This is a genomic window from Parasalinivibrio latis (genome assembly GCF_036825535.1).
Lineage (GTDB): Bacteria > Pseudomonadota > Gammaproteobacteria > Enterobacterales > Vibrionaceae > Parasalinivibrio > Parasalinivibrio latis.
Genome location: NZ_CP098812.1, coordinates 594184 through 620666, shown reverse-complemented (window position 1 = coordinate 620666; position 26483 = coordinate 594184). Strand labels below are relative to the sequence as shown.

24 protein-coding genes are annotated in these 26483 nt (G+C 54.4%); 19 read left to right on the top strand and 5 right to left on the bottom strand.

Translation table 11 applies throughout. The annotated features are described in order from the left end of the window. Positions 1–17 precede the first annotated feature (17 nt). Positions 18–2168, bottom strand: a complete 2151-nt coding sequence (gene tkt, locus NF212_RS03165) for a transketolase (protein WP_434358742.1) — start codon at positions 2166–2168, stop codon at positions 18–20. Between the two features lie 474 nt (positions 2169–2642). Between tkt and NF212_RS03160 the strand changes: the two genes are divergently transcribed. From NF212_RS03160 to NF212_RS03135, 6 genes are all read left to right on the top strand, one after another. Further along, positions 2643–4061, top strand: a complete 1419-nt coding sequence (locus NF212_RS03160) for a form I ribulose bisphosphate carboxylase large subunit (RefSeq protein WP_434358740.1) — start codon at positions 2643–2645, stop codon at positions 4059–4061. A gap of 69 nt (positions 4062–4130) precedes the next feature. Then, on the top strand, positions 4131–4490 hold the full coding sequence (locus NF212_RS03155) for a ribulose bisphosphate carboxylase small subunit (protein WP_434358738.1): 360 nt from the start codon (positions 4131–4133) through the stop codon (positions 4488–4490). Positions 4491–4672: 182 nt separating this feature from the next. Beyond that, positions 4673–5494, top strand: coding sequence for a CbbQ/NirQ/NorQ/GpvN family protein (locus NF212_RS03150; RefSeq protein ID WP_434358736.1), 822 nt, complete (start codon positions 4673–4675; stop codon positions 5492–5494). Between the two features lie 58 nt (positions 5495–5552). Continuing rightward, positions 5553–7994, top strand: coding sequence for a nitric oxide reductase activation protein NorD (locus NF212_RS03145; protein ID WP_434358734.1), 2442 nt, complete (start codon positions 5553–5555; stop codon positions 7992–7994). Between the two features lie 225 nt (positions 7995–8219). Next, positions 8220–9101, top strand: coding sequence for a LysR family transcriptional regulator (locus tag NF212_RS03140; RefSeq protein ID WP_434358732.1), 882 nt, complete (start codon positions 8220–8222; stop codon positions 9099–9101). A 190-nt stretch (positions 9102–9291) separates the two neighbouring features. Further along, positions 9292–10071 (top strand): IclR family transcriptional regulator, encoded by a 780-nt coding sequence (locus NF212_RS03135; RefSeq protein WP_434358730.1) that lies wholly within the window; start codon positions 9292–9294, stop codon positions 10069–10071. Between the two features lie 34 nt (positions 10072–10105). On the opposite strand, the gene NF212_RS03130 is transcribed toward NF212_RS03135, so the two are convergent. The 3 genes from NF212_RS03130 to NF212_RS03120 form a co-directional block, all read right to left on the bottom strand. Further along, complete coding sequence (locus NF212_RS03130) at positions 10106–10576, bottom strand: DUF5680 domain-containing protein (protein WP_434358728.1); 471 nt, start codon at positions 10574–10576, stop codon at positions 10106–10108. Between the two features lie 144 nt (positions 10577–10720). After that, on the bottom strand, positions 10721–11137 hold the full coding sequence (locus tag NF212_RS03125) for a hypothetical protein (protein WP_434358726.1): 417 nt from the start codon (positions 11135–11137) through the stop codon (positions 10721–10723). A gap of 207 nt (positions 11138–11344) precedes the next feature. After that, positions 11345–11674 carry a hypothetical protein gene (locus NF212_RS03120; RefSeq protein ID WP_434358724.1) on the bottom strand — a complete coding sequence of 110 codons (330 nt, stop codon included), beginning with the start codon at positions 11672–11674 and terminating at the stop codon, positions 11345–11347. 107 nt (positions 11675–11781) lie between these two features. Between NF212_RS03120 and NF212_RS03115 the strand changes: the two genes are divergently transcribed. From NF212_RS03115 to nadS, 13 genes are all read left to right on the top strand, one after another. Continuing rightward, positions 11782–12420, top strand: coding sequence for a hypothetical protein (locus NF212_RS03115; protein WP_434358722.1), 639 nt, complete (start codon positions 11782–11784; stop codon positions 12418–12420). Between the two features lie 264 nt (positions 12421–12684). Beyond that, a complete protein-coding gene (locus NF212_RS03110; RefSeq protein WP_434358720.1) occupies positions 12685–13653 on the top strand; it encodes a sugar-binding transcriptional regulator in 969 nt (322 codons plus the stop codon). Between the two features lie 49 nt (positions 13654–13702). Then, positions 13703–15145 (top strand): ABC transporter substrate-binding protein, encoded by a 1443-nt coding sequence (locus NF212_RS03105; RefSeq protein WP_434358718.1) that lies wholly within the window; start codon positions 13703–13705, stop codon positions 15143–15145. 99 nt (positions 15146–15244) lie between these two features. Further along, complete coding sequence (locus tag NF212_RS03100; RefSeq protein WP_434358716.1) at positions 15245–16078, top strand: carbohydrate ABC transporter permease; 834 nt, start codon at positions 15245–15247, stop codon at positions 16076–16078. A gap of 85 nt (positions 16079–16163) precedes the next feature. Next, complete coding sequence (locus NF212_RS03095; RefSeq protein ID WP_054673016.1) at positions 16164–17021, top strand: carbohydrate ABC transporter permease; 858 nt, start codon at positions 16164–16166, stop codon at positions 17019–17021. Positions 17022–17031: 10 nt separating this feature from the next. After that, positions 17032–18150 carry an ABC transporter ATP-binding protein gene (locus tag NF212_RS03090; protein ID WP_434358714.1) on the top strand — a complete coding sequence of 373 codons (1119 nt, stop codon included), beginning with the start codon at positions 17032–17034 and terminating at the stop codon, positions 18148–18150. Then, on the top strand, positions 18147–19304 hold the full coding sequence (locus tag NF212_RS03085; protein WP_434358712.1) for an ABC transporter ATP-binding protein: 1158 nt from the start codon (positions 18147–18149) through the stop codon (positions 19302–19304). The genes NF212_RS03090 and NF212_RS03085 overlap by 4 nt, the downstream gene beginning before the upstream one ends. Beyond that, positions 19304–20869, top strand: a complete 1566-nt coding sequence (locus NF212_RS03080) for an FGGY family carbohydrate kinase (RefSeq protein ID WP_434358710.1) — start codon at positions 19304–19306, stop codon at positions 20867–20869. Before NF212_RS03085 ends, NF212_RS03080 begins: the two co-directional genes overlap by 1 nt. Then, entirely contained in the window at positions 20866–21906 is a 1041-nt protein-coding gene (locus NF212_RS03075) for a 2-hydroxyacid dehydrogenase (protein WP_434358708.1), read from the top strand. Before NF212_RS03080 ends, NF212_RS03075 begins: the two co-directional genes overlap by 4 nt. Positions 21907–21979: 73 nt before the next feature. Beyond that, positions 21980–22645, top strand: coding sequence for a class II aldolase/adducin family protein (locus tag NF212_RS03070; RefSeq protein ID WP_434358706.1), 666 nt, complete (start codon positions 21980–21982; stop codon positions 22643–22645). A gap of 68 nt (positions 22646–22713) precedes the next feature. After that, entirely contained in the window at positions 22714–24234 is a 1521-nt protein-coding gene (locus tag NF212_RS03065; RefSeq protein ID WP_434358704.1) for a glycerol-3-phosphate dehydrogenase, read from the top strand. A 181-nt stretch (positions 24235–24415) separates the two neighbouring features. After that, positions 24416–24646 (top strand): DUF4160 domain-containing protein, encoded by a 231-nt coding sequence (locus NF212_RS03060; RefSeq protein WP_434358702.1) that lies wholly within the window; start codon positions 24416–24418, stop codon positions 24644–24646. Further along, positions 24633–25118 (top strand): NadS family protein, encoded by a 486-nt coding sequence (gene nadS / locus NF212_RS03055; protein ID WP_434358700.1) that lies wholly within the window; start codon positions 24633–24635, stop codon positions 25116–25118. The genes NF212_RS03060 and nadS overlap by 14 nt, the downstream gene beginning before the upstream one ends. 20 nt (positions 25119–25138) lie before the next feature. Here nadS and NF212_RS03050 read toward each other — a convergent pair whose 3' ends face one another. Beyond that, a complete protein-coding gene (locus tag NF212_RS03050) occupies positions 25139–26377 on the bottom strand; it encodes a response regulator (RefSeq protein WP_434358698.1) in 1239 nt (412 codons plus the stop codon). Positions 26378–26483: the final 106 nt, after the last annotated feature.

Sequence of the window (26483 nt, the reverse complement as noted above, 5' to 3'; positions counted from 1 at the left end):
ATTCTTGGGCCTGCCTGTTAGTTCGATTCACTCAGGGCAAGGTGTGCCAGTGAGATCAGTTTTTCTGTCGTCAGGCCGAAATGTTCAAAAAGACGGGACGCCGGGGCCGATTCGCCAAAACTGTCAATCCCCATTACCCGGCCACGGCTGCCTACATACTTGTGCCACCCAAGGGTTGAACCTGCTTCCACAGCAATGCGGCAGGGGACATCCGGCGGCAGTACGGCATCACGGTAGTGCTGCGGCTGCTTGTCAAATTCAGAGGTACAGGGCATGGACACCACCCGCGCACCGACGCCCTGCCGGTTCAGCATCACAGCAGCTTCCGTCGCTACAGCCACTTCTGAGCCGGTGGCAATCAGGATAATGTCAGGCTGGGCACCGTAACGCCCCTCATGCTCACGGAGCACATAGCCGCCTCGTTCAATCAGGCTGAGTTGGTCTGCCCGGCGCAGCTGGTGTGGCAATTTCTGGCGCGAAAACACCAGAACATGCGGGCCGGTTTTATCTTCAATCGCCCGTTTCCACGCCACTGCACTTTCCACCGCATCGCAGGGACGCCAGACGTTTACGCCGGGCATGGCACGCAGGCTGACCAAGTGCTCAACCGGCTGGTGCGTCGGCCCGTCTTCCCCAAGGCCAATGGAGTCATGGGTGTAGACATAGATGGCGTGGATATGGGAAAGCGCCGCCACCCGGATGGCGTTGCGGGCATAGTCGGAGAACACCAGGAAGGTGCCGCCGAATGGAATGAAACCGCCATGCAGGGCAATCCCGTTCATCACAGCGCTCATGCCAAATTCACGCACGCCATAACGCATGTAATTTCCGTTCGGCTGGTCGGGCTCGATGTCCCACGCGCCTTCCCAAAAGGTATTGTTCGACGGGCTGAGATCGGCAGAGCCCCCCAGCATCTCAGGTAAAGTTGGGGCAAGGGCGTTGAGGGATTGCTGGGATGCCTGACGTGAAGCAATGCTCTGGCTGCGAAGCGCCACTGTTTTCACGTGGCTTTCAGCCTGCTCTTTCCAGTTTTTAGGCAAGGAGCCTTCGGTGCGGCGGGTAAATTCTTCAGCCAGTTCAGGGTAAGCCTGTGAATATGCTGCAAACCTGCGGTTCCACAGCGCTTCACGCATTACGCCCTGTTCACGCCCGTCCCAGAGGGACTGGATGGTCTGGGGAATATCAAAAGGACCGTAAGGCCAGTCCAGCGCCTTGCGGGTCTCCCGGATTTCCTCCTCACCCAGTGGCGCCCCGTGCACATCATGGCTGCCGGCTTTATTTGGCGATCCCTTGCCAATCTCTGTTTTACAACAGATCATCGTCGGCTTTTCTTCTTCCCGACGGGCATCAAGAATGGCATCACGGATCGCAACAGGATCGTGTCCATCCACATTTTCAATCACATGCCAGCCATAGGCCCGGAAACGTCCCGGCGTGTCATCGGTAAACCAGCCTTCGACCTCACCGTCGATAGAGATGCCATTGTCATCATAAAAAGCCACCAGCTTACCCAGTTTGTGGGTGCCAGCCAGCGAACAGGCCTCGTGGGAGATCCCTTCCATCAGGCAACCGTCCCCCAGGAACACATAGGTGTAGTGATCGATAATATTGTGCTCATCCCGGTTGAACTGGGCGGCGAGGGTTTTCTCTGCCATCGCCATGCCAACCGCATTGGCCAGTCCCTGTCCAAGCGGGCCTGTTGTGGTTTCCACTCCCGGCGTCATCCCGACTTCCGGGTGGCCCGGCGTTTTACTGCCAAGCTGTCGAAACTGCAGCAACTCTTTCATAGGCAGGTCATAGCCGGTGAGATGAAGCAGGGAATACAGCAATGCAGAGCCATGGCCGTTGGACAGGACAAAGCGGTCACGGTTTACCCAGCCGGGGTTGGCCGGGTTATGGCTCAGGAAATCACGCCAAAGCACTTCGGCAATATCCGCCATACCCATTGGCGCCCCCGGATGCCCGGAATTGGCAGCCTGGATCATATCAACGGAAAGCATACGGATGGCATTGGCGCACTTCACCCGTTCGCTATGATTCTCCAAAAGCGTGGGGTTCTCCAAAAGCGACGGATTCTCCAAAAGCGGCGATTTCTCTGAAGGCTGTTCACCAGGTGCGGCATCCGGCACCCTTTCCAGCGCGTGGCTCTGTTCCTGAATCTGGCTCATAGTTAATTCCTTTTTACTGAAATTCCTGCGTCCCGGCTAAAACAGCATCATCGAATATCAGAAGGCAATAAAAGCGAAAAAAGCGGGCACGAACGATAGGTTTCACGTTAAAGGCAATTAATAAAGCGCTCCAATCAGGAATAATCGAAGTCAGAATAAATAAAACTTATAAACACACATAAATAAAAATATTACCGATAAATTACAGGTAATTAGCCGAGAAGAAATAAGAACTCCACCCTTGATAACCACACAAAGCATAGAGTTATATGAAATCTTATAAATCAAAGAGGTAAGAGAATAAAATAGTTTTAGTTATGGTTTATTCTTATTCTCAAAATATTTTCTTATGCTGACATAAAAACTTCCAATTTCACTTATTGGCTCCAGCCAATAAAACTATCCCTATGCCAACGACAGGATGGCGATTATTCAAAATACGATTCTCACCTCTCCAGAAATAAGGATATGGTTATGGCTAAAAGTTACCAGGCAGGTGTAAAGGAATACAGGGAAACCTATTGGATGCCGGAATATACCCCGGTTGATACAGATATTCTGGCCTGCTTCAAAATAGAACCCCAGCCCGGAGTCCCACGTGAAGAAGCCGCCGCTGCCGTGGCAGCCGAGTCATCAACCGGTACCTGGACCACCGTCTGGACCGATTTGCTGACCGACCTCGATTACTACAAAGGCCGTGCTTACGCTATTGAAGATGTTCCCGGTGATGACACCTCATTTTATGCATTCGTTGCTTACCCCATCGACTTGTTTGAAGAAGGGTCTGTGGTAAACGTCCTGACCTCGCTGGTCGGTAATGTATTCGGCTTTAAGGCAATTCGTGGCCTTCGCCTTGAAGACGTTCGTTTCCCGATTGCCTATGTAAAAACCTGCGGCGGGCCACCAAACGGCATCCAGGTTGAACGTGACCTGCTCAACAAATACGGCCGTGCGCTGCTGGGCTGTACCATCAAGCCCAAACTGGGCCTGTCTGCCAAAAACTACGGCCGCGCCTGTTATGAAGGGCTCCGTGGCGGCCTGGACTTTACCAAGGATGATGAGAACGTAAACTCACAGCCGTTTATGCGCTGGCGTGACCGCTTCGGTTATGTTGCTGAAGGCGTACACCGCGCAGAACGAGAAACCGGTGAGCGCAAGGGCCACTACCTCAATGTGACAGCCCCGACGCCGGAAGAAATGTACCGCCGGGCTGAATATGCCAAAGAACTCGACATGCCGATCATCATGCATGACTTTTTCACCGCGGGTTTCACTGCCAACACCGGTCTTGCCAACTGGTGCCGCGATAACGGCATACTGCTCCACATCCACCGTGCGATGCACGCTGTGGTCGACCGTAACCCACGCCATGGTATCCACTTCCGCGTACTGACCAAGTGCCTGCGCCTGTCGGGCGGTGACCACCTCCACTCGGGTACCGTGGTCGGCAAGCTCGAAGGTGACCGTGATGCCACCCTCGGCTGGATCGATATCATGCGAGACCGCGTGATCAAGGAAGACCGCAGCCGCGGCATCTTCTTCGACCAGGACTTTGGTTCCATGCCTGGTGTCTTGCCCGTTGCCTCCGGCGGTATCCACGTGTGGCACATGCCGGCACTGGTTTCCATCTTTGGTGACGATGCAGTGTTCCAGTTTGGTGGCGGTACCCTGGGCCACCCATGGGGCAACGCAGCCGGCGCGGCAGCAAACCGTGTCGCACTGGAAGCCTGTACGCTGGCGCGCAACGAAGGCCGTGACCTGGAGCGCGAAGGTAAGGACATCCTCACTGCCGCAGCCAAGCACAGCCCAGAGCTGAAAGCTGCTATGGAAACCTGGAAAGAGATCAAGTTCGAGTTTGACACTGTCGACAAACTGGACGTCGCCCACGCCTAAGCGGGAGCCCACGAATGGAATCAATGGGGAAACCCATTGCATTCCCAATGCGAACAAGGAGCACAGAGTATGAGTGAAGTGATGGATTACCCGTCGCGGCTGACGGACGCACACAGCCGCAAGTTTGAAACCTTTTCGTACCTGCCAAGGCTGACGGCCGAGCAAATCCGCCGCCAGGTTGAGTATATCGTCAGCAAAGGCTGGAACCCGGCTATCGAACATACCGAGCCGGAAGAAGCGAGCGGCGCCTACTGGTACATGTGGAAACTGCCCATGTTCGGTGAAACCAATGTTGACACCATCCTCAACGAGGCTCAGCTATGCCATAACCAGAACCCGAACCACCACGTCCGGCTGATAGGTTATGACAACTTCAAGCAGAGCCAGGGTGCCGCCATGGTGATTTACCGGGCCCCAGGGTTTGAGTAACCCCATCTCCATTTGAACTCCGTTTGAGTGACGGACTCTGTTTAAGGCTTAACACGGTAGGGCCTTTTGGCCGGGGAATGTATACGGACCCTCCGCATTCAGCCCGGCCTTTTTTCTTCCGCCCGGTTGCCCCGGCAGCCGGGCAGCAACATTGCGCGCCGGTACGGCCAAGGAGAGCAGCGATGACACAGGCAATCAAAGCGGTATCCCCGCACAGCCAGTACATGATCAGCGATGAACCTTATTACCAGGAAACCGGCGACGAAATTGCCTTGTACCAGGCGGCATACGACGCTCGTATCCCAATGATGCTAAAAGGGCCAACCGGTTGTGGTAAAACCCGGTTTGTCGAACATATGGCCTGGAAACTGAACCGGCCCCTTATCACCATTTCCTGCCATGAGGACATGACAGCGTCGGACCTTATTGGCCGTTACCTGCTCGATGCAGACGGCACATACTGGCAGGACGGCCCCCTTACCACGGCAGCACGCATCGGTGCCATCTGCTACCTGGATGAGGTTGTGGAAGCACGGCAGGACACCACGGTGGCTATCCACTCCCTCACGGATTACCGCCGTACCCTTTCACTGGAAAAGAAAGGCGAACTGGTCAACGCCCACCAGGATTTCCAGTTGGTGATCTCCTACAACCCGGGTTACCAAACCCTGATGAAAGATCTGAAAACCTCCACCAAGCAGCGGTTTGCCGCCCTTGAATTCACCTACCCGGAAAAAGAGACCGAGATTGCCATTGTGTGCCACGAATCCGGTATTGATGAAGAGACGGCTGAACGCCTTATCCAGATAGCCACCCACGCCAGGAACTTAGTCGGGCACGGCCTTAGCGAAGGGATATCCACCCGTTTGCTGGTATACACCGGCCAGTTGATTGCCAAGGGGATCCCGGCTGTCGCCGCCTGTCACATGGCCTTGGTGCGCCCGCTGAGCGATGACCCGGATATTCGCGACACCCTGGATGCCACAGTGCAGGGCTGTTTTTGAATATACCCAAACCACTTCAAGGTGGTTTGAGTACAAAGGCAAAGAGGAGGCAGCGGTTATGGCAACCCCACACCAACAAAAGGCATACACGTCCCTGAAGGACACCTTACTCGGCCCGGGCTGGCAGCAGGGCAACACCTCATCGGATACCCTTGATGCCAGTTTCAGCGAAGCCGGGGCGGTGATGGACAGCGACGGTATCAATGTGTACCTCTACATTGCCCGTGTGCTGGTCGACAACAACCGCAGCAGCAAACTGGTCATGACCTTCTTGCAGACAATGCCGCAGGTGGTTCGCCACAGTGACATCTCGGTGATGGCGAACACTTATGAAACCATGAATTCCCTCACTGCATGGCTTGGGACGGAGCGCATCATCCAGATGGTAGAAATCCTGCCAACGGTGGCAAACCGGGTCGGTTCCGCAGACGGAGTAAAACGCTATCTCAAACTGGTTGAGGAGCTTGCCGCCCTTGCCCCTACAAGCCTCAAGCTTCTGTTTACCCATACAGGGAGCCTGCTTGCCCGGCTGCCCATAAACGGCCTGCGCCAGTGGGCACTCTGGGGTGCCAGGACGCATGCCCACCAGCCAACTGCGCTGGCGGCCTATTTCTCCCTGAGCTCGGCTGACAGCCAGGCAATTCTGCAACGGCAGCGCCGGGGGACCCTGTTCGCCGATGTGCAAAGGCAACTTAACTTTTTCCTTCGCGCACTTTGGGGCGCTGATTTTTTTATGCGCCCGGTCAGCGTCTCGCTGGAAGACGACACAGGCGATGGGAATAAGGCTGGGCAATTGCTCCGGCCAACCATCAACAACGGCGTTATCCAACTGCCGGATGCCATGGATGATTACCCGGCCGAAGCCGCATTTCCCGACAAAAAAAGCAATGGCAAGCTGAGCGGTAAAATGCAGTACCGCGCTGCCGCTGCACACTGTGCGGCCCACCTGCGCTATTCACGTCCGTGGCGGAAAACCGACTACACGCCGCTGCAGCAAATCTGTATCGGGCTGGTGGAGGATGCACGGGTTGAAGCGCTCGCCATCCGGGATTTCCCCGGATTGCAGCAACTCTGGCAACCGTTCCATGAAGCCAAGGCTCACAACGTCTGCATAACCCAGTCAGTGCTTACCTTCCTTGAGCGCGTTGCCTTTTGCCTGCTCAACCCGGCATGTTCTGACTGTCACCCGGTCATCGAGAAAACCTGTGAAAAGTTCGCCCACCTGATGACCAAAAACAGCGCCAACGCCCAGCACCGTTGTGTCGAAGCCATCGGCATCTGGCTGGCAAAAGAAATTACCGGGCTCTCCGCCCTGCCACGGGCAAGCCAGCTTACCAGCTTGGATATCCCCTACCGGGATGACAATGCGGCCCTTTGGCATGACGGCGAGCTGGAGTCCGAGGAATGGCACCTGCGCAGCATGCCGCAGGTAAAGCGCACTGTCAGTGTGATGGAGATGGTGAACGAAATCGACTGCGAGCTGGCAGACGACGATGCTCAGGAGATCTGGATACTGGAGTCCGAGTTCTTCCGAGACGGGGACCCGGAAAATGTCAGCATGAACCAACTGGAAGGCAAAGTGCAGGTTTCCCCACCCTATTATTATCCTGAATGGGACTACCGGGCCGGCTTCCAACGCCCATCCTGGGTCACCCTGACCGAGCACTCGACACCCAGCGGGAAAGCAACGGACATTGATGCCATACTCGCCCGGCGCCAGCCCCTGGTGCGTCGCCTTCAGGCTATGGTGGAAGCCTTGCAACCCAAAGGATTGACCCGGCTTCGCAGGCAATACGAAGGTGACGGGCTGGATCTTGACGCTGCCATCGAAGCAATGAAGGAACTGCGCCGGGGCTCGCTGCCGGAAATGAACATCGACCAGAGGCTAAAACGCCACAAACGCGACCTGGCAGTACTGGTATTGCTCGACCTTTCCCAGTCAACCCTTGACCGGGTGCCGGACGACGGTGAGAACCGCACTATTCTGGATATGGCTCGGGAAGCTGCCGTTATGCTGGCAGGGGCCATTGACGGTATCGGAGACCCTTTTGCCATTCACGGTTTCGCCTCCAATGGCCGAAGTGACGTACAGTATTACCGCTATAAAGATTTTGATGACGAGTATGATGACAAGGTAAAAGCCAGGCTGGCCGCCATGAAAGGCGGCTTATCAACCCGGATGGGGGCGGCACTCCGTCATGCCAAGACCTATTTAACATGCCAACCACAACGCAAAAAACTTTTGCTGCTGGTCAGTGACGGGGAACCGGCGGACATAGATGTACGTGATCCGCTCTACCTCCAGGCCGACACCCGAAACGCCGCCGATGAGTTGCAAAGCCTTGGGATTATTCCTTTCTGCCTGACTATTGACCCAGAGGCAGATAACTATGTCAGTCAGGTATTTGGCAAAGGTCACTACACGGTTTTGGACAGGATAACCAAGCTCCCAGAAACCCTCCCTGCACTGTTCGCCAGCCTGACAAAACAGGCTGGTTAACCATTGCGCGAGCGAAAAGGCAGTGACCGGATAACGGTCACTGCCTTTCCATTTTCGGCACTACGATCCACCCATTAAGCATACCGTTGCTCATTGCTGTTGCCGCACCGGCACTGTTATGTTGGGTTTGGCATATCAACAGGCAAGGATGGCCTGTTTTGTGCTGAATACCAAAGGCGTCACTATAACAACGTCAATAAAGGCCATTATGATCAAGGAAGTTTCATGCATCTGACCTTACGACAGCTCAACATATTCCAGGCCGTGGCAAACCACGCCAGTTACACCCGTGCAGCAGAGGAGCTGCATCTCACCCAACCGGCGGTATCCATGCAAATCCGCCAGTTGGAAGACAATATCGGTCTTCCACTGTTTGAACAGATGGGAAAAGCCCTGTACCTCACCGACGCCGGACAGGAACTGCTGGGATACTGCCAAAGGATCTCACAGCAGTTGCGCGATGCCGAAGATGTTTTCGAAAATATGAAATCCCTCTCCAGCGGGAAGCTCAACATCACTGTAGCCAGTACCGCCAACTATTTTGCCGCCCGGTTGCTGGCTGCATTTTCCCGCCAGCACCCTGATGTGCGCCTGAGCCTTAAAGTCACCAACCGTGAGAGCCTGCTCAAAGACCTCAAAAATAACGAGTGTGACCTGGTAATAATGGGCAAGCCGCCCGCAGAGCTGGACGTCAACGCGACTGTGTTTATGGAAAATCCCCTGGTCGTGATAGCACCGCCGGATCATCACCTTTGCGGGAACTGTGAAATCCCGCTGGAAAAAATTGCCCACGAACCCATGGTGGTCAGGGAGCAGGGCTCCGGCACCCGCTTTGCCATTGAACGTTTCTTCGACTCCCATGGCTATGCCCTCAACGTTGCCGCAGAAATGAGTGCCAGTGAAGCCATCAAACAGGCGGTATCTGCCGGATTGAGCCTTGGCATTGTTTCCCGCCACACCATTGAGCTGGAACTGGAAACCGGGCGTCTTTGCATTCTGGATGTTGAGGAGATGCCGATACTTCGCCACTGGTATCTGGTACACCGCAGAGAAAAGCGCCTCTCCCCAATAGCCAAGGCATTTGAGGCTTTTTTGCTGAGCCAGTAGCGGGGAATATCTGCCGGAAAGCTGGCAATGCGTGGGCTCCGAACACCTTTCTATTCAGTGCATCTGTCAATCAAAACCGATGATGTTCTTCATCCTTCTTACCACGTGGAATCAGTCGCTTACCATCTTGCCGCGCATTTTTGTATGATGGGACTTCAAGCCCGTGGTGATTAGCATTTCAGAGGGAATAATGAAAGAGGGTAGTAAAACGGAATATCGAGCCCCTGCTGTTTCTAAAGCTTTGGATATTATTGAATTTCTTTGCGTTCAGGATGAACCTTTAACCAAAAAAGAAATTGCCGAAGCCCTGGGTAAAACGGTTAACGAAATCTTCCGTATGCTAGAAGAGCTCAAGCGACGGAACTACGTAGTGCATGACGTTAAATCAGGGAAATACTGGTTAAGCATGAAGCTGTACCAGATAGCCAATCATCACCGGCCGATTGAAAGGTTAACCCGGGCGTGTGCAGTTTACCTCAAAAGGCTCGCGCAAGAGACCCAACAGTCCTGCCATGTCACTGTATTCGATAGCAATAAAATGCTAGTCATCGCACAGAGTTTCAGCCCCTACATGATGGGTTTTGGCGTCAAGATAGGTGCTCAAATTGATGTCCATGCATCGGGTTCAGGACTCGTCTATTTGTCATCATGTACTGATGATGAGGTTGAACGCCTGTTAACACTGGGCAATATGGCATCCAATGAAAAAGATCAGATTAAATCCGCGCTCATTGAAGTGAGGGATAAAACGTTCTACATAGGCGCAAGTGAAGTTGTCCCCGGTGTTACTGATCTTTCGTTTCCGGTTTATTCAGTAAACCGACAGTTGGAAGCCGTGTTAACAGTCCCCTATTTAAAAATGGATCACCTGAGTTTGCAGCACTACTTCCCGAGCATAGAAGAGTCCAGAGCCAGCGTTGCTTCTTATGCATTGAAGATAAGCGAAAGTTTAGGGTTTATTGTTGAATAATCCTGCATCAAAAAGACGTTAGCCCTGCCGGCAGTCAGGGCTTAATCAGCCCGCCATGGTAGTGGAGGTCATAGACTTTCTTTCCTTCATACTGAATCCACTCATAGCCGGTAAATGTCTCCACCTGACCGGAATTGGTATCGAAGTAGGTGCCAAATGGGGTCTCATGGCAAAAGTCACCAAGGAATGTGCCCGTGCGGTAAAGCTGGGCAAGGCTTTCAAGGATGACCTCTCCGGCTTTCACTGCATCATACATATCCGGGCGAAGTATCTTGCCATAATAGTTCATCGCCCAGACGGGTTGGTCATCAAAATAAACCACTTCCTGGCCAAGAAAATCTGTCCCGCCAAAATAGCTGTCGAGGTACTTGAAACGCCCTTCAACGAACTGTACATCGTGGGAGCCCTGTCGATACGGCAGGCATTTGGGAGCCCGGCCCACGTAAGAGTTTGCTTTCGCTTTTACGATAAAATCATGCAGTACAATGCTGTCGATAGTGCCCATATTCACCTCAGATGAAGTTCAAATGGGCACCATTTTAACTGTATATAAAAACAGTATTGTGAGCGAGGTATTAAGTTTGAAAACTGCCCTGGCGGAAATTGGGGTAAGGGGCCGTTTACTTAAATCTCGGGTAGGTTATTTGAATCATCCAGAGGTGGCTTCTTCGTAATCCGATGCAGCTATAACCGCATCAATCACCGCATCTTCTGCTTCTGCAATGGCTGCAAGCGCAAGAATCACAGCGTTTTCGGCGTATTCCCGTGCTTTTTCAGCCCGGTTCTCGAGCTTTTTCAACTCCCGCTCAGATTTCCATTCCTGAATTTTATCCTCTGTGTTGGCTTTTTGCTCAGCAAACCACGCATTGGCACTGTGTTTTGCTTCTTCAACACTGGCCTTTTGAGCTTCCAGACGTGCTTTAACTTCTTCTTTCCGGGCAGAGGCTTCTGTTTTCGCCTGATCTAAGTTTTCTGACAACTGCGCTTTCAGCCTGTCAGCCTGCACTTCGAAGTCGGCTTTTTTACTGTCTAGTGACGCTTTTAATTGGGAAATTTTACTGTTCATAGACGATATTCCTCTTGTTATCTGTATCTCCAAACAACATGAGACGATTAATTGGACAGTGTGTCCGGCTTAATCATCGCCAACAGTTTTTTCCAATGCCCTTATCACCAATGAGAATACCCGTTGTCAGAATAGTGATTATCACCCACTCTCACTAATAGGCGCCTTGTCCAATCAATTGCTTGGCACTCTTGCAATCAGAACATCTTACCCCGACAGTGAGACATTGCTTGCCATGGCTGACTCCACACAGGAAGGCTTTCCCTCACCGATTGTTTTTTCGGTGTGGCAAATCATCGCCAGCTTTTCAGAGAGCACATAAATGGACTCTTCTACTTCCTGCCATTTATCACGCTGTCCGGCTGCCATCTGTATCAGTGACAGGTAGCTTTCCAGTTCAGTAAGAAGAAGTTTTGCTGCCTGGCGCTCTGCAGCGTTCCAGGTCGGTGTAGATAAGGAGGCGTTCAACGGGGAGGTACTGAGTTGTGATTTTTTATCCGGCATTACAATGTCCTTAACTGCTGGCATTTCGTCCATGCTTAAACCATACCTTTGTTTATAAAGAACATTTGCCTACAGCTTCACAATATTCAACATGATGAGTATTTACACTGAAATGGTGTCCCTATGCATTAATAAAAATAATGAACCCCAAAATCATTCAATGTATCAATCATTCGATTATCTTCCGCATAAAACGTCGGATTGCATCGCTGTGGGGGAAACAACGGGAGGAGGTTGAAAGCTATTTCACTGACGTCAGACAGACCGGCCGCGCAATCTGGTACCAACCTTTTTCCCTGAAAGCCTGGCTGGGTATTCCCATGATGGTCCTTACCTTTGCCCTTCTGGCGATCTATTGCTTTTTTTGCCTGTTGGGCATGTGCCTCGCGGTATTGAGCGCTCCCTGGGAGAGGTACCAATGCATAAAATGTGTTGAACGTGACTTCACCAGTGAGCTGAGGTTCAAGGACGTTTGGTACTATTGCGGCCTGAAAAGCAAAAAAATGACCGAACAAGCGCTCTCACTACTGGGGGTTATGATTGAAACCCTTTATGGGTTCAAGCCGGATATGGTTGGCGTGGCGGATAGATTGGCAGTCATTGAACTGCGTTACTCCCCCACGCGAAAGGTGAATGCAATAGCCAGGGGCAATGACTTACCCGCAATGCATTGCTTCACACCATCGTCTTTAGACATTTTGCTTAGGGAGGTAAGCGCTAACCTGCCAACCGTGCCAGTCCATGCACAAGACAGAGGGCTGACACCCAACCAGCCCTGATACCTCTATGGTATTTCAATACCCAAACAGACTCAGGGCAGCAGTATTTATTGCCAAATCAGCAACAGTCTTTTGAGTTACATGAACCTATTTTTTAACGCTTAAATTCAACCATTTGAAAAAACGTGGTTTTCCTGGATTTGTTTCTATTAAATCTCCCGATCCGTCCCGTCTTTTCTCATCCCTGAAACACTCCCCCCTTTGACGGTTTTCCCGCCCGGATTAAATAATTTTTCAACCGTTAAAAAATTATTCAGGTGACGTGTGCTGAACCAAAACCGAACCACAGATCATGTTTCCGATGAAGACAGTCTGGCTGCACAAGCGGCCTGGTTGCACTATTCCGGCGGCATGACCCAGAGCGACGTTGCCAAACGGCTCGGTATCACCCAGCCCAAGGCCCACCGGCTGATTGCCCGGGCATTTAAGGCCGGGCTGGTACAGGTATTTGTTGAGCCCACCATCCAGTATTGCGTTGAGCTGGAAAACCGGATTTCTGAATGCTTCAAGCTGGATTTTTGTCAGGTGGTACCCGATCTCAATGAGGGAGCATTGCCGCTCAGGGCATTGGGTATTGCCGGTGCCGGATACCTGCGACGGGCCGTGGAGAGCGGGCACTACCAGACCATAGGCATCGGGCATGGCCGGACCCTGGCATCCATGGTTTCCCATCTACCCATGATGGAACACCCGGATGTCCGCTTTGTCTCCCTGCTCGGGGGGCTGACACGAAAGTTTGCCGCCAACCCGCTGGATGTGATCCACCGGCTGGCAGAAAAAACCGGGGCAGATGCCTACATGTTACCGGTTTCCATCTTCGCCAACAGTGCCCGGGACAAGCAAATCCTGATGTCCCAGCCGGGTATTGCTGATGTGTTCGATATGGGACGCCAGGCTGACCTTCTTTTTATCAGTATTGGCGAGGCCAATTGGCACTCGCACCTGAGCGAAGTAAACCTGGTGACCAATGAGGAAATGCAGGAAATACAGGAAAAAGGTGCCCATGGGGAAATCCTCGGGCACTACTTCGATGTAAATGGAGAACTCGTTAAATCGGGGCTGAATGAACGCGCAATGTCGCTGTCTGTCGCTGAACTTCAGGGAAAGCCTATCGTGGCGTTGGCAGGTGGCCTGTCAAAAGTCGCGGCACTCAAGGCGGTACTGCGTAGCGGTCTGCTGAAAGGGCTTATTACCGACGATCTTACAGCCAGGCATCTGGTGGGTGATACGTAAGAGCTGCGCGATCCAAAGCCACTCTGAGTACCTGTTAAAGGAGAACACCATGTTAAGGAAAGAAAAAGATCTGGTCACCCGCTTCCTCCAGGGGCAGCTTGGACGGCGTGAATTCCTCAAGGGAATGACGGCGCTTGGTGCCTCTGCCACCATGACAGGATCCCTGATTGCCAGCCTGTCCAGCGATGCCATGGCGGCGGATTTTGACTGGCAAAAATACAAAGGCAAGACAGTCAAACTCCTTCTCAACAAGCACCCTTATGTCGATGCCATGATTGCCAACCTGCCGACGTTTGAAAAGATGACCGGCATGAAAGTGCAATACGATATCTTCCCGGAAGATGTCTACTTCGACAAAGTGACTGCCGCCCTGTCATCCCGTTCGTCAGAATACGATGCCTTTATGACCGGGGCTTACATGACCTGGACTTACGGCCCTGCCGGCTGGATTGTTGACCTCAATGAATATATTAACGACCCGGCCAAAACTAACCCCAATTACCACTGGCAGGACGTGCTTCCCGGCCTTCGCGCCTCCACGGCCTGGGACGGTATCCCCGGCAGCAAACTGGGTTCGGCAAATGCCAAGCAGTGGTGTATCCCCTGGGGCTATGAGCTGAACAACCTCTCTTACAACCGCCGCTATTTCGACAAGGCCGGTTTACAGGTACCGGGCAATATTGATGAGCTTCTCGATGTCTCAGCCAAGGCGCAGCGTGACCTTGGCGGGCCATACGGCATCGGTGTGAGGGGCTCCCGTTCCTGGGCAACTATCCACCCGGGTTTCCTTTCCGGCTACGCCAATTTCGGCCAGCGCGATCTCAATGTGAAAAGCGACGGCACCCTTGAAGCCGCGATGAACACTGCCGTGTCCAAGGATTTCCACGCCAAGTGGGTGAAAATGATCCAGGAGTCCGGCCCTAAGAACTGGTCGACCTATACCTGGTACCAGGTGGGTACAGACCTCGGAGCCGGTGCCTCGGCAATGATCTATGACGCCGATATCCTCGGGTACTTTATGAACGGTGGCGACAACAAGGAACGCGGCAATATCGCCTACGCCCCGTTTGCTGCCAACCCGGATGCCAGCGCCCCGTCACCTAACGTATGGATCTGGTCCCTGGCAATGTCGAATTTCTCCAACCGCAAGGATGAAGCCTGGTACTTCATGCAGTGGGCGAGCGGTATTGAGCACGGCCTGTTCGGTGCAGGGAAGATGGACTTTGTTAACCCTGTCCGCCAGTCGGTATGGGATGACGACACCTTCCGTGACCGTATTGCCGAGCAATACCCGGGCTACCTTAACCAGCACGATGTATCCGCGCCAAACGCGCAAATCTATTTTACACCTCAGCCCCTGTTCTTCGACCTCACCACTGAGTGGGCCTCGATGCTGCAAAAAATGGTGGCCAATGAAGTGCCGGTTGATGAAGGCCTCGACATGCTGGCAGCCAGCATCAACAAACAGTTGCGGGATGCAGGCCTGAGCTAAACACGGCGCATTCCAACAACATGGCTCCCCTGCCACCCCGGAGTTTCTGGGGAGCCCATTTCACCCTTTACCCACGACGTATCGCGAAGGAGCCGGGATATGGAGGCAGCTCAAACCCACAAGTCGAGCCGGTTTTGGCGCAAGGCCCTGCCTTATGTGCTGAGCCTGCCTGCGCTTTTGGTGTGTATCGGGATCCTGATTCCCTTTTTCACCGCGGTGTATTATTCGCTGGAGCGCTACCGCCTCAACCTGCCCCACCTTCGCAAGTTTAACTGGGGCCAGAATTACGCAGACTTTTTCACCGACCCGGCATTCTGGAACACCCTGAAAATCTCCCTCACCTATACCGGGCTTACCGTCGGGCTGGAGCTTGTCCTCGGCCTTGGCATTGCCCTTCTTCTGCAACGGCGCACCCGGTTCAACAACTTTGTCTCCATCGCCCTTCTGATGCCACTGATGACGGCCCCCGCGCTGGCTGCGCTGATGTGGAAGCTGATGACCAACCCTAATTTCGGCATCCTCAGCTATTTTGTCGCCCTGATGGGTTACCCGGATTTCAAGTGGGCATCCTCACCGGATACCGCGCTGATGACTGTGGTGCTGGTCGATATCTGGGTGTACACGCCCTTTATCATGATTTTGTTGCTGGCGGGTCTCCGCTCCCTTCCACAGCAGCCGTTTGAAGCGGCGGCACTGGACAATGTGCCCCGCTCTTTTGTTTTCTTCCGCATCACCCTTCCGATGCTGACTCCGTACATGCTGACGGCGGTGCTGTTCCGCCTGCTCGATGCCATCCAGCAGTTCGACATTATCTATGCCATGACCCAGGGCGGGCCGGGAGACAAGCTGATGGTCTTCCAGGTGGAAGCCTACCTGCAGTTCTTCCAGTCCACCAATGTTGGCCGTTCGGCAGCCCTGTTGATGGTGCTCTGAGCCATCACCTACTTCCTGTCGAACCTCTTTATCAAAAACTGGCTCAAACTCAGGGCCAGGAACCTGGCGAACTAAGGAGCAGACCATGGAACACTATTCCGCCGTAGAACGCTGGCTCCGCCGAATCCTGATCACCCTGGTACTGATCTTCTTCCTGTTCCCGATTTTCTGGATTGTACTGATGTCATTCCAGACCAATGAGCAGATCCTGCGCATCCCGCCCAGTATCGTGTTTGAGCCGACACTGCAAAACTACACCGCGCTGATTACCGGCAAGCTGGAAAGTGCTGCGGGCACCCTGGATATCGCCTTTATGAAGAACCTGGGTAACAGCCTGCTGCTCTCTACAAGCTCAGTGTTGCTGGCATTGATCCTCGGGGTACCGGCAGCCTATGCCTTTGCGCGCTTCCAGTTCCGGCTGGGTGAAGACATTGCCTTTACCCTGCTCTCTTTCCGTTTTGCACCGCCACTTCTGGTACTGCTTCCCCTGTCGCTCTACTTCCAGGACATCGGCATGGCGAACACCTACACCGGGCTTGTCTGGGTATACCAGCTCATCTGCCTGCCGTTGATTTTGTGGATTGTGCGCGGCTACTTTGAGGACATCAGCCCGGACATTGAATACGCCTACCGCATTGCCGGGAACAGCTGGTTCCGCACCTTCCGCAAAATTGCCATCCCGCTCGCCGGGCCGGGCATTGCCGCTGCAGGGTTGCTGTCATTTATCTTCGCCTGGAACAACTTTGTCTTCGCACTGGTACTGGCCTCCGCCGACAAACAGCCGGTCACCGTGGGAGCGCTGGCCTTTGTGACCGCATCCGGCATCCAGTACGGCCAGATAGCGGCAGCCATTGTACTTTCCATTGCCCCAACCCTGTTGCTGGCACTCTATGCCCAGCGTTACCTGGTTGAAGGTTTGTCTCTCGGCGCAGTGAAGGGGTAAGGGCAAGACCATGATTGAAGTTATCGCCATCAGCAAACACTTTAAAAACCACAGGGTATTGGACGGCATCAACCTGCGTGTTGAGGGTGGAGAGACCATTGCCCTGTTCGGCCCATCCGGCAGCGGAAAAACCCTGTTGCTCCGCCTTATCGCCGGGGTGGAAATGCCAACTGAGGGGGACGTGTACCTGCGCGGGAACAACGTCACCGACAGCGGCCCGGAAGCGCGAGGTATCGGCATGGCATTCCAGAATTTTGCCCTGTTCCCGCACATGAATGCCTTCGACAACATTGCCAGCGCCATTGTCGGTTCCGGTATGTCGGAAGGCCAGGTGAAAGCCCGGGTGTTGGAAGTGGCGCAGCTTTTGAAAATCGACCAGGTGCTCAGCCATACCCCGCGGGCACTTTCCAATGGCCAGAAACAACGCACCGCACTGGCAAGGGCGCTGGCAGCCAAACCGGATATCCTGCTGCTGGATGACCCCCTGCGTAATGTGGATGCCAAACTGCGATTTGAAATGCGCCTTGAATTGCCGCAGCTGCTTGCCAAACAGAAGGCCAGCGTCATCTATGTTACCCAGGACTACAAAGAGGCGATGGCGCTCGGTGACCGCATCGCGGTGCTCGGCAGTGAAGGGTTGGTGCAGCTTGGTACACCTGAAGAAATTTACCTCTCGCCCAATAACCTTGATATCGCCACGGCATTCGGCGACCCCAGCATCAACACCTTTGCCGTCGGGCCGCTTTGGCAGGGTGGGCAGTGGAAGATAAATGTTGGCGGTCTTTCTCTCTCCCTGCCGATCAACACACACCCGGAGGCGCTCCATACCGGCGGCAGCTATGTCGCCGGGATACGCCCTGAACACCTCGCCCTTTCAGACCAGCCGGGCAGCGGCAAACTGGCAATGGAAGTGAAGGCCGTTACCCCGGTGAATGAAAAAACCGTAGTGCTGATGGAAGGGGAGGATCAGCTGGAGCTTGTGGCGTCCATCCCCTCGCACCAGCCCAGCCCCGCAAGGGGAAGCCGAATTTGGGTCACCGTACCCACAGAGCAGATATTGCTGTTTGAAGAGGCATCCGGGCTGCGTGTGGTTACCGGTGGCCCTGAGCTGGAAGGAGCCTGCGCATGAGCCAGACACACCTGGAACTGAGTCATCTCGACAAATTTTATGATGCCCACATCCACGCGGTGAAAGACCTCAGCCTGACAGTCGCCAAAGGGGAAATCATTGCCCTGCTCGGCTCTTCCGGCTGCGGCAAGACCTCAACCCTGCGTATGATTGCCGGGTTCGAGGACGTCACCCATGGCACCATTACCCTGGCAGGCAAACCCGTCCACCAGCTTCCCCCGGCCAAGCGCGGGGTTGCCATGGCCTTTGAGGGATACTCCCTCTACCCGCCGCTGACAGTGCGCGACAACATTGCGTTCGCCCTCAAGGGCAGCAACCTGAGCGCCGGGGAAGCGGAAAACCGGGTCAATGAACTTGCCCGCCTGCTGGTGATTGAGGATATTCTTGATGCCTACCCGGCTTCGCTGTCCGGCGGGCAGCAACAGCGTGTCAGCCTGGCCCGAGCCCTGGCCCGGGACGCTGAGCTCTTCCTGCTCGACGAACCCATGGGGCAACTTGAACCCCGCCTTCGCACCCTGCTGCGCGGCCATATCAAGCACTACCTTAAAAGCCGGGGCATGACCGCCATTCTCGTCACCCATGACCAGACCGAGGCCAACGCCCTGGCTGACCGGATTGCTGTGATGGAAGGCGGTATCCTCATGCAGTACGCCACACCCCAGGCACTGAAGGCAGAACCGGCAAACCTCTTTGTCGGTACCTTTATCGGTGAACCGCCGATGAATGTGCTGCCGGTAAAAATTACCCGGCAAGGCAGCAACGTCGAAATCGTTCTGAGGGAAAACCGTTCAGACGGAGAGGAAAGCCGGCTTGCGGATGACGCTTTCCCAACCCTGCATTATCCTGGCAGCGCCTTTTCCCCTGCGGTGCTTCAACGCATTCTCACCCACCGCCACCTGATGATGGGGATTCGCCCCTACGCGGTCCACCTGCAAAACACCGGACTGGCTGGCAAAGTGGTTGCCAACCAGTGGCTGGGTGACCAGAGCCACCTGGCTATCCGGCTTGGAAACCATACCCTTATCGCTATCTCCCACCAGCGCGAATCCCTGAAAGCCGGGGACACCGCACGCATCCATATCGACACAGGGCAGCTCCATTTCTTTGACCGGGATTCCGGTGAGGCCCTGATTCAAGGCGGAGGGGGCACCTGATGGGAAAGGACATCATTATCGGGCTGGATGCAGGCACTTCCGTCATTAAAGCGGTAGCCTTTAACAGCGAAGGGAAGCTTGTAGCAAAACACAGTACCCCGAACCTTTACACCCATGGTGAAAATGGACATGCAGAGCAGGACATGGACCGGACCTGGGCAGCCGCTGCGGATGTGCTGGCAGGTCTTGCCCGGAAAATTCCCGACCTGGACAAGCGCCTTGTTGCAATCAGTATTACCGGGCAGGGGGATGGCACCTGGCTGCTGGACACCCACAACCGGCCCCTTGGCCCGGCTCTTTTGTGGCTCGACAGCCGCGCATCCGGCATTGTCAGCAGCAAAATTGCAAAACCGGATTACCCTGAGCACTACCAAAGAACCGGAACCGGTCTGAACGCCTGCCAGCAAAGCAGCCAGCTGCTTTGGATACGTGAACACCAGCCGGAGCGTTTTGCCAAGGCTGCCACGGCGTTCCACGCCAAGGACTGGCTCTACTTCTGCCTGACAGGCGAACGGGCAACCGACCCGTCGGAAGCGGTATTTACCTTTGGCAACTTCCGCACCCGGCAGTATGACGATGAGGTCATCGGGCGGCTGGGGCTGAACGGCAGCGCCGAATTGCTGCCGGAGATTGTTGACGGCACGTTGGCCTCCCACCCTCTGGCACCGGATGCAGCCCGGCAGTGTGGTCTGACAGCCGGTGTCCCGGTCATCCTTGGCTATGTGGATGTGATTTGCGCCGCACTTGGTGGCGGGTTGTACGATGGTGTTTCCACCGAATCCGGCTGCTCCATTGTCGGCACCACCGGCATGCACATCAAACTGGTGGAAAGTCCGGACAAGGCAACGCTGGACCCGGCTTGCACCGGTTATACCATGTGTTTCCCTGCGCCGGGTATGCTGGCACAGATGCAGTCCAATATGGCGGCGACACTCAATATCGACTGGATGCTCGATGTCGCCCTTGAGGTCTGTGCCGATCTGGGTGTGGCTGCCGACCGCAGGGCACTTATCGCCATCGCTGATAAAAAAATCCCGCTTTTACCGGATGCTTCTGCCCTGTTCCATCCCTACATTTCCAATGCCGGGGAGCGAGGCCCGTTCCTCGATCCGGATGCCAGGGCAAGCTTTGTCGGGCTGGAAAATGCCCACGGCTTCTACCATATGCTGAAAGCGGTATTCGAAGGCCTGGCCTTCGCCGGGTGGGACTGCTACAGCGCCATGGGGGACATTCCCAACGATATCCGGCTTGCCGGTGGCGCCTCCAATTCCACGATCTTCCGGGCCATCATGGCTTCCGTGCTCGGGCGGCCTATCCGCCATGTCGAACAGGAAGAATCCGGTGCTGCCGGGGCTGCCATGATGGCTGCTGTCCAGACGGGCATTTACCCGGATATGGCCTCGGCTGCGCGCAACTGGGTTTACCCCTTGCTTGGCGAGCCAGTCCTCCCGAATGCCATTGCAGAAAGCCAATACCACCCGCTTCGCAACATCTACCGCCAGACCCGTCGGCAACTCCAGCCCGTCTGGCATGCGTTCCACCAACATAAAGGACACGCCCAATGAAAACCGAGGTCGCCATCATCGGGGACCGCTTTATGCGACCCATCCATTTCCAGCAAGCATTGGAAAAAGCCTGCCCAGGCAAGCTCACATACAGAAGCCTTGAGCTGGCATGGCCCGATGAGCCAATGGAGCACGGGTACCAGAACCCCGGTATGGCAGGACTCAAGGAATACCTAGGTGCCCAGGACGAAATTGTGGAATTCATCGGAGAGGCACCGGTGCTGGTTAACCACCTTGCACCGCTATCAGCAGGTATGTTTACACAGCTGCCAAACCTGCGGCTGGTCGCCGTTGCTCGGGGTGGGCCGGTCAATATCGATATGGATGCTGCCAGGGCACATGGTGTGTCAGTGGTAAACGCCCCGGGACGGAATGCCTCCGCCGTGGCCGAATTCACCATAGGGGCTATCCTGGCTGAAACCCGCAATATCACGCGGGGGCATGATGCCCTCCGACAGGGCAACTGGCGGGGGGATCTCTACCGGGCAGATACCACCGGGAACGAGCTTTGCGATTTGACGGTTGGCCTGATTGGCTATGGCGAAATCGGCTCCAAAGTCACCAAACTGCTGCGCCCATTTGGTTGCCAGATCCTGGTCTGTGACCCATACAAAACGCTCGATGATGTCGATAGCGCGGGCGGCGTCCAGATGGTCAGTTTCGATGAACTTATTACCCGGTCAGATGTGGTCTCACTCCATGCCAGGGTTACGCCGGAAACCACCGGCTTTATCAATGCGCAGTCCCTTGCCCGTATGAAGCCCGGTGCCTTTTTTATCAATACCGCCCGCGGCCCTATGGTTGATTACAGCGACCTGTACGAGGCTCTTAATGGCGGCCACCTGCGTGGTGCAATGCTGGAGACCTTCGGGGTTGAACCCATCCCCGCCGGAGACCGGTTGCTGGCCCTGCCTAATGTCACCCTCACGCCACACATTGCAGGCGCGTCCATGAGGACTGTCTATAACGCCGCCAACGCCGCTGCCAGGGAAGTCCAGCGATACCTGTCCGGCTTGCCACCGCTGCATCCATGCTGACCGGAGGCAGTACATCCACCTTCAGTGAAAGTATTCCTACAGAAATTAAATCTACCGATAAGGGGACACCGCCATGACAATGACCCATGAAGAATACGCCCTTCGCCAGGATATCATCAGTAAGTGCCTGTTTATGAATGACTCAGGCATCAACCAGGGAACATCCGGCAATATCTCCGCCCGCTACGGCGACTATATGCTGATCACGCCCTCCGGTGTGCCGTACCACAGGATGGAGCCAGAAATGCTGGCGAAAATGCCCATCAGCACTGACTACGGTACCTGGGAGGGACCAATGAAGCCCTCTACTGAGTGGCGTTTCCATCTGGATATCCTCAAAGCCCGTGATGACATGCACGCGGTCGTACACACCCACTCGACCTACTGCACCGCCGTAGCCATTGCCCGCAAAGACATCCCGGCGGTTCATTACATGATTGCCGCGTTCGGCGGCCCGGTTGTCCGCTGCGCCGAGTTTGCCCGGTTCGGCACACCGGAACTATCAGCCAATGCCCTTGAGGCTCTAGAAGGACGGTCCGGATGCCTACTCGCCAACCACGGCATGATTGTCACCGGGGAGAACCTTGATAAAGCCATGTGGCGTGCCGTAGAGCTGGAAACCCTCGCTCGCCAGTACTACAACACCCTCCTGATGGGGGATGCCGTGGTACTGAGTGATGAAGAGATTGCCGGCACCATTGAGGCATTTGCCAGCTACGGCCCGAAAGACGAGGAATAATGCCAGTTGGTCCGGAAAAAGTTGTCCCGAGACTGCACAAACTGAATGCAAAAAGGGGGAATGGCCAGATGACACAGGCAAACATTGAACCGGTTGATCTCTTTGTTATCGGCGGGGGTGCGAACGGGGCAGGTATTGCCCGGGATGCCTCCGGACGGGGGCTGAGCGTCACCCTTTGTGAGCAGGGGGATCTTGCAGAAGGGACCAGTTCCCGCTCCGGCAAGCTTATCCACGGCGGGCTCCGGTACCTAGAATATTATGAGTTCCGGCTGGTAAAAGAAGCCCTTAATGAACGCACTGTACTGCTGCGGTCTGCCCCCCATATCATCTGGCCACTGAGATTTGTCCTGCCACTCGGTGAAGGCAAGCGTCCTGCATGGTTTATCCGGCTTGGGCTATTCCTTTATGACAATCTGGGCGGTAACCGGGTATTGCCCGGCACGGCCACACGGGATCTCCGCCACGCCGAGGCTGGTGTTCCGCTCAAAGATAAATACCGCCGCGCTTTTGAATACTCGGACTGTTGGGTTGATGATGCCCGGCTGGTTGTACTCAATGCCCTTAGCGCCGCCGAAAAGGGGGCAAAGATTCTCACCCGGACCAAATGCACCTCAGCCCGGCGCATTGGCGGGTACTGGCACATCACCACACAAAACCGAGACGGGCAGCAACAGGCCCACCTCGCCAAAGGCATTGTCAATGCAGCCGGGCCGTGGATAAACGTGGTAAACGACGATGTACTCAATATTGAAAGTAAACGCCGGGTACGGCTGGTTAAAGGCAGCCATATCGTGGCAAAAAAGTTCTGGCCCGGTGATCATGCCTACCTGCTGCAAAACCCGGACAAACGGGTCATTTTCATCAACCCGTACCTGGATGATCTCTGCCTTATCGGCACCACCGATATCTCTTACGACGGAACCCCACAGGATGTTGCCATTGATGAGGGCGAAATTGATTACCTGCTCGAATCCCTTGGCCGGTACTTTGAAAACCCACCTCGCAAAGATGCGCTGATACAGACCTTTTCCGGGGTACGCCCTCTGTTTGATGATGACAAAGACAACCCCAGTGCTGTCACTCGGGATTATGTGTTTGATGTTACTGATGAGGGCGGAAAGCTGCCTTTGCTGAATATCTTTGGCGGAAAGATCACCACCTACCGCGAACTGGCACAACACGCGATGGAAAAGCTCACCCCGTATTATCCGGACCTCGGCCCGGCATGGACAGCCACCACTACCCTGCCCGGGGGCGATACCGGTAACGATATCCCGGCCTTTATCCGCTTTGTTTGCCTCGCCAAACCCTGGCTGCCCGAGCCTCTCGCGACCCACTACGTCCGCCTCTATGGCACCCGACTGTTTACCCTGCTTGGGGATGCCGCTTCAATGGATGATTTGGGCCTGTATTTCGGTGGAAAACTCTATGCCCGTGAGGCGGAGTTTCTTATCCGGCACGAATGGGCCCAGACGGCAGAAGACATTCTTGAGCGGCGTACCAAGCACGGGCTGTTTTTGACCCCGGAAGAAAAAGTGGGGTTTGAAAAGTGGCTTGCCACTTGGCAGGAAAACAATCCTTATAGTTAACCGTCCAGTACAAATGTTGCGTTGCTTCACCAAGGTTTGGTGTTGGCAAACCAGTCATTTTCATTCTTATCGGCGTTGCTTCGCAGCACTCTTCTCTCCGGTTTTAACCTACCTCTATAGTCGGTACGGTAATCTTCTTTAAAACCCAGAATCGTGTACACAGTACACAAACACAGTAAACATGCCTATAATTTACCGATACAGCGGTTTAATCATTGAATGGCGAACCCGGGATCATCCTCCGCCACATGTCCACGCCAGATACGGTGACTTTGAAGTAATGATTGAAGTGAAAAGCGGCAAAGTCACTGGCAGGATGCCGCCCAAGCAACTAAAAAGTGCCTGTCAGTGGGTAGAAGAAAATCGCCAAGACATCCTTCTGCAATGGGATCAACACCATGGTCAAAGATAAGATTATTGACGTTGAAAAAGCGGGTTCAGATTTTGTACTGGGCATACGCTTTGGTGACGGTGCATTTGGCCTTGTGGACTTTGCTCCCCTGCTAAGTAATAACCCTGATTTTTCCGAACTCAGTGATCTCAACAGGTTTATGGCTTTTGGATTGGAGAGGGGAACCTTGGTGTGGGATGGCGAGCTGGAAGTTCAGTCCAGTTGGATACGTGCACACTGTACATTTATTTTGGATAAATGCTGGCAAGAAGATGACCTGAAACCTTTCAGGGAATGGCTGGGAGTTTCACGCAAAGAGTTTGCAGCGGCGCTTTCCACCAGTGTTGAAACGGTTAAATCATGGGAGTTAAAGCGCAGGAAACCCAGTGGCCTTGCTGCAAAGGTCATCCGAGCAATGAAGGCCAACCCGGCATTACTGTATCAATTGATTGAAGCAAGTGATGTTGAAACAGAGCGTGATTGGGTCGTGTAAGGTTCCGCGCAGAATGGTGTTTACTGCTGACCCAGACTCACCACAAATCTCGCTCCGCCTCCAGCGAGGTTTTCAGCTTCCAGCGTCCCACCATGCTCAGCTACTAACCCGTAGCTGATGGAAAGCCCCAGTCCGGTGCCCTCACCGACTTTCTTGGTGGTGTAAAAGGGATCGAAAATCTGATGGATCCGGTCATCCGGGATACCCGGTCCGTTGTCGGTGACCGACAGCCAGGTTTTCTCACCTTCCGTACCGCCCTCTACCCGGACCTCCGGTTGGCCTGACTCTGCCGCCGCATCCAGTGCATTGTTGAGCAGGTTAACCAATACCTGGGTGAGCTGGCCACTGTGTCCTTGTACCATCAGGCCTTCGGGAATGCTCAATGAAATGGTGCCATCTTCCGGCCGGCTCTTGCTCACCCAACGCACGGCAAGACCGGCAACATCGGCAAGGTCTACCATGATCTTTTCGCTCTCCTGCCGGGCCGAGAAGGTTCTTAAATCTTCCACGATGGCACCGACACGCTGCGACGCTTCCTCTATGTCCCCCACCAGCGGAAGAAGATCCCCGACAATGCTGTCGATACGCAGTGAACGCCGTTTTTCTGAGGTTTCCGGGGCATTGGGATCACTGTGGACCATATCGAGGTACTCCCCAATGCGTTGCAGGTTTCGCTGGAGAATATGGGTGTTTCCGACAATAAAGCTGACCGGGTTATTAATCTCATGGGCAACCCCGGCAACCAGCTGGCCCAGTGAGGCCATTTTTTCCGATTGGACAAGTTGTTGCTGGGTATCCTTTAGTTCATCAAGCGTGGCCGTCAGTGCCCGGTTTTTTTCTGCCAGCTCCTGCTGGGTATGGCGAAGCGCAAGGTGGGTCCGGATGCGGGCATTCACTTCAGAAAGCTGGATTGGCTTGGTGACATAATCTACCGCCCCGCACTCAAACGCTTTCAGCTTGTCATCAATTTCACTGTAACTGCTGATAACCAGCACCGGGATATCCGCCGACTCTGGGTTGGCTTTCAGTTTACGGCAGACTTCAAAACCGTCCATGCCCGGCATTTCAATATCCAGCAGGATAAGTTCCGGCTTCTCAGTTTTAACACCATCCAGTGCTTCCTGCCCTGAAAGGTAACCCCTTGCCCTGAAACCTTCATCCTGCAACAGCTCGCACAGCATGTCGCACAGCACATCAGAATCATCAACCACCGCAATCAGCGGGGCATCCGTAGAAATCGGGTTTATATCCAGGTTCATAAGGGCTTTCCGTAGCACACCTCATTTCAGTGTAATGAAAGCAGATAAAAAAAACAGCAGCCCGAAGCTGCTGTTTTTATACCCAAACCATCAAGGGTTAACCGGT